We start from the raw sequence: 4,583 nt of genomic DNA, 5'->3' as shown, positions 1-4,583 counted from the left end.
CGGCCCCGGCCGTCCCGGCGGCGCCGGTGGAGGCTTCCAGCGTCCCGGTGCCCCGGCGGGCGGCGGCTTCGCCGGTCGTCCCGGTGGCGGCGGCGGTCGTGGCCGCGGCCCCGGCGGTGGCACCGCCGGTGCCTTCGGCAAGGGCGGCGGCAAGTCCAAGCAGCGCAAGTCGCGTCGGGCGAAGCGGCAGGAGTTCGAGATGCGGTCGGCGCCGGTCGTCGGCGGCGTCAACGTCCAGAAGGGCAACGGCGAGATCATCCGCCTGCGTCGCGGCGCGTCGATCGCCGACTTCGCCGACAAGCTCGAGGCGATCCGCGGCTACACGGTCCAGCCCGGCACGCTCGTGACGATCCTCTTCAACCTCGGCGAGATGGCCACGGCGACCGAGTCGCTGGACGAGGCGACCTTCGAGGTGCTCGGCGCCGAGCTCGGCTACAAGATCCAGATGGTCTCGCCCGAGGACGAGGACAAGGAGCTCCTCGAGGGCTTCGGCCTCGACCTCGAGCAGGAGCTGGAGGACGAGGACGACGAGGACCTCGAGATCCGTCCCCCCGTCGTGACCGTCATGGGTCACGTCGACCACGGAAAGACGCGCCTGCTCGACGCCATCCGCCAGACCAACGTGGTCGCGGGCGAGGCCGGCGGCATCACGCAGCACATCGGCGCCTACCAGGTGTGGACCGAGCACGAGGACATCGAGCGCGCCATCACCTTCATCGACACCCCCGGTCACGAGGCCTTCACGGCCATGCGCGCCCGCGGTGCGCAGGTCACCGACATCGCGATCCTGGTGGTCGCCGCCGACGACGGCATCATGCCGCAGACGGTGGAGGCCCTGAACCACGCGCAGGCCGCGAACGTGCCGATCGTGGTCGCGGTCAACAAGGTCGACAAGCCCGACGCCAACCCGGCCAAGGTGCGCCAGCAGTTGACCGAGTACGGCCTGGTGGCGGAGGAGTACGGCGGCGACGTGCAGTTCGTCGACGTGTCGGCGCGTCAGGGCACCGGCATCCAGGAACTGCTCGACGCGGTCCTGCTGACGGCGGATGCCGGACTCGACCTCCGCGCGAACCCGAACAAGGCCGCGCGCGGCATCGCGATCGAGGCCAAGCTCGACAAGGGCCGCGGCTCGGTCGCCACCGTGCTCATCCAGTCCGGCACGCTGCGCGTCGGCGACGCGATCGTCGCGGGCACCGCCTACGGGCGCGTCCGCGCGATGATCGACGAGAACGGCGAGGCGGTCGACGAGGCCGCCCCCGCCCGCCCCGTGCAGGTGCAGGGCCTCAACTCGGTGCCGCGTGCCGGCGACACGTTCATCGTGACCGAGGAGGACCGCACGGCCCGCCAGATCGCCGAGAAGCGCGAGGCCGCCGAGCGCAACGCCCAGCTGGCCAAGGCCCGCAAGCGCATCTCGCTCGAGGACTTCACGCGCGCGCTGGAAGAGGGCAAGGTCGAGTCGCTCAACCTCATCATCAAGGGCGACGTGTCCGGTGCCGTCGAGGCGCTGGAGGAGTCGCTGCTGAAGATCGAGGTCGACGACTCGGTGCAGCTGCGCATCATCCACCGCGGCGTCGGCGCGATCACCGAGTCGGACGTCAACCTCGCCACGATCGACAACGCGATCGTGATCGGGTTCAACGTGCGTCCCGACGCGAAGGCCCGTGAGCGCTCCGCGCGCGAGGGCGTCGACATCCGGTTCTACTCGGTCATCTACAACGCGATCGACGACGTCGAGCAGTCGCTCAAGGGCCTGCTCAAGCCGGAGTTCGAAGAGGTGCGCTCGGGCGTCGCCGAGATCCGCGAGGTGTTCCGCTCCTCGAAGTTCGGCAACATCGCGGGCTGCATCGTCCGCAGCGGCACGATCACGCGCAACGCCAAGGCGCGCGTCATCCGCGACGGCGTCGTCATCGCCGATGGCCTGGCCATCGAGTCGCTGCGTCGCTTCAAGGACGACGTCACCGAGGTCCGCACCGACTTCGAGTGCGGTATCGGCCTGGGCAAGTACAACGACATCCAGATCGGCGACGAGATCGAGACGACCGAGATGGTGGAGAAGCCGCGCGGCTAGGCTGCTGTGCGCTGGTTGCGGCCATGGCTGCGGCTACGGCTACGGTGTGGGATGCCGTCCTCAGCAGAGCGGGGGCCCCGCCCGCTTCGCGGGCACCCCGATGCTTCGGACGACATCCCACACCTCCGCCTCCGCCGCCACCTTCCTCGCCTGAGTCGCGGGGGCGTGCCGGCGAGAGCTTGAGAGAGGGAAGATGATGGCTTCGGAACGACAGGCGAGGCTCGCGGACCGCATCCGCGTGCTCCTCGCGGAGCGCCTCGAGAAGGGGCTGCGCGACCCGCGCCTCGGCTTCGTCACGATCACCGACGTGCGCGTGACGGGCGACCTCCAGCACGCGTCGGTCTTCTACACGGTGCTCGGCACCGAGGAGGAGCGGATCGCGTCCGGCGAGGCGCTGGCCTCGGCCACCGGCATGCTCCGCAGCGCCATCGGCCGTCAGCTCGGCGTGCGGCTCACCCCGACGCTCGAGTTCATCCACGACGCGCTGCCCGAGAACGCGGGCCACATCGCCGAGCTCCTGCGCGAGGCGCGCGAGCGGGACGAGGCCGTGGCAGGTCTCGCTGCCGGCGCGACCTACGCGGGCGAGGCCGACCCGTACGTCAAGCCCCGCGAGGCCGACGAGGACGAGTGAGCCGAGCTGCGCCTCCCGTCAGCGGGGAAGGCGCAGGGCGCCGTCGGATGCCTCGGCCAGGCCGTCGGCGACGAGCGAGTCGATCGCGCGATCGCGCTGCAGCGGGTCGGGCCAGTCGGGCACGATGTGCGCGAGCGGCACGGTGTGGTCCACGGCATCCCGCAGCGCCCGGAGCACCGCGCCGCGCGCCTGCCGGTCGCTGCCCTCATATCGAGCCTGACGCCGACGCTCGTCGCCGGTGTCGGGGTAGCCGGCCGCCCGCCACGCGCACGCGTGCGCGATCGGGCAGGCGTCGCAGCGGGCCGTTCGCGCGGTGCACACGACCGCGCCGAGCTCCATCGTCGCGGCGTTGACGATCGCGGCGTCCGCGTCGGAGGCGGGCAGGATCGCCGCCATCGCCGCGAGGTCGCGCTTCGAGGGCGGACCCGGCTGGCTGCGCCCCTCGACCGCGCGCGCGAGCACGCGCCGCGTGTTCGTGTCGACGACCGGATGCCGGTCGCCGTACGCGAACACCGCCACCGCCCGCGCCGTGTAGTCGCCGATGCCGCTGAGCGCGAGGAGCGCACCGACGTCGCGGGGCACGGTGCCGTCGTGCCGGTCGCGGATCTCGACCGCGGCACGATGCAGCCACAGCGCGCGGCGCGGATAGCCGAGGTTCGCCCACTGCCGCACCGCCTCGGCCGGCGCGTCGGTCGCGAGCGCCGTCGGCGTCGGCCAGCGCTCCAGCCACGCCTCGAGGCGGGGGATGACGCGCGTCACCGGCGTCTGCTGCAGCATGAACTCGCTGACCAGGACGCCCCATGCCCCGAACCCGGGGCGCCGCCACGGCAGGTCGCGCGCGTTGTCGCGGTACCACGCGATGAGCGGGGTCGCGAGGTCGGGCACCCGCCCAGCCTATGCGCGCCCCGAGGAGCTAGGTGAGCGCCCAATGCCGTGCGCCCAGGTCCACGTCCTCCCAGCGCATCGCCGCGACCTCCAGCACGATCAGGGCGCAGCCCCACAACGCGGAGGCGGCGCCGACCGAGAGCAGAAGCCAGAACCCCGGTCCGGCCGTCAGGGTCATGCCTGCTGCGCCCGCCGCCAGCTCGCCGAGATCCTGCGACAGCTCGATGCCCACGAGCGTGAGCAACCAGCTCAGCTCGCCGTAGACGGCACCGCCGGCCTTCAACGCGGACATCAGCAGGTCCAACGCGAACGACATCTGGATGAGACTGGCCCACCACCAGCATCCGACCGTCACCGCGACCGCGGCGGCCCAGAGCGGATGACGCAGGGCGTACAGCGCGCCGGCGGCGGCGCACAGGGCCGCTGTCACGGCGACCCACTGCCACATGTGGTTCTCGGAGCCGTGGATCGACTGGGCGCCCATCGAGGGGTGCGAGAACGACGCGAGGTCGACCGCGACGACCCCGGCGAGCGCCAGCACGATCGCGAGCTGCGCGCCCAGCACGACGGCGCGAGCGCCAGCGCTCCGCGAGGGCGCCGGAGCGGCCCGCGGGCGCCATGAGTAGCTCTCGGCGTATCCCATCCTCCTGCGGACGCCGGCGACCAGCCCGAGCGCCGCGACGCCGAAGAAGGGGAAGCAGCCCACGATCGCGGACGGCAGCACGGGCACGCGGCCTGCGACGCCGAGTGCGGCGCCGATGCACGCGAACCAGACGAACATCGCCGGCGCCGCGAGCGCGTACATCTCCCACGGCGGGCTCTCGAACGACCCGAACAACCCCCAGAGCGTCTGGAGATGACTCAGCAGGTCCCCATCGGGCGGCATGTCAGAGGCCAACCACGTCACAGCCGCTCCCCGAGCTCGGCGGATCCCCCTGCGAGCCACTGTAGCGGGCGGCCGCGCGGCGCCGTGCCTCCGGCTCCCTCGCCACCGCGGGC

The 4,583-nt window shown here is 72.3% G+C and carries 4 protein-coding genes; 2 read left to right on the top strand and 2 right to left on the bottom strand.

Going from position 1 to position 4,583, the window contains the following annotated elements:
- On the top strand, positions 1 to 2,068 hold a 2,068-nt coding region (infB, locus tag WML84_RS13085), incomplete at its 5' end, for a translation initiation factor IF-2 (RefSeq protein ID WP_347346580.1).
- Between the two features lie 196 nt (positions 2,069 to 2,264).
- A complete protein-coding gene (gene rbfA / locus WML84_RS13080) occupies positions 2,265 to 2,699 on the top strand; it encodes a 30S ribosome-binding factor RbfA (protein WP_347346579.1) in 435 nt (144 codons plus the stop codon).
- Between the two features lie 18 nt (positions 2,700 to 2,717).
- On the opposite strand, the gene WML84_RS13075 is transcribed toward rbfA, so the two are convergent.
- Complete coding sequence (locus WML84_RS13075; protein ID WP_347346578.1) at positions 2,718 to 3,584, bottom strand: A/G-specific adenine glycosylase; 867 nt, start codon at positions 3,582 to 3,584, stop codon at positions 2,718 to 2,720.
- Between the two features lie 28 nt (positions 3,585 to 3,612).
- Complete coding sequence (locus tag WML84_RS13070; RefSeq protein WP_347346577.1) at positions 3,613 to 4,470, bottom strand: hypothetical protein; 858 nt, start codon at positions 4,468 to 4,470, stop codon at positions 3,613 to 3,615.
- Positions 4,471 to 4,583: the final 113 nt, after the last annotated feature.

Source organism: Microbacterium sp., from assembly GCF_039812165.1.
Taxonomy (GTDB): Bacteria; Actinomycetota; Actinomycetes; order Actinomycetales; family Microbacteriaceae; genus Microbacterium.
Note: the sequence above shows the minus strand (reverse complement) of the source record. Positions and strands in the feature narration are given on the sequence as shown.

What these genes read in the sequence shown, in the direction of transcription:
- rbfA (WP_347346579.1), top strand. Translation starts at nt 2,265, where the DNA reads ATGGCTTCGGAACGACAGGCGAGGCTCGCGGACCGCATCCGCGTGCTC.
- WML84_RS13070 (WP_347346577.1), bottom strand. Translation starts at nt 4,470, where the DNA reads ATGCCGCCCGATGGGGACCTGCTGAGTCATCTCCAGACGCTCTGGGGG.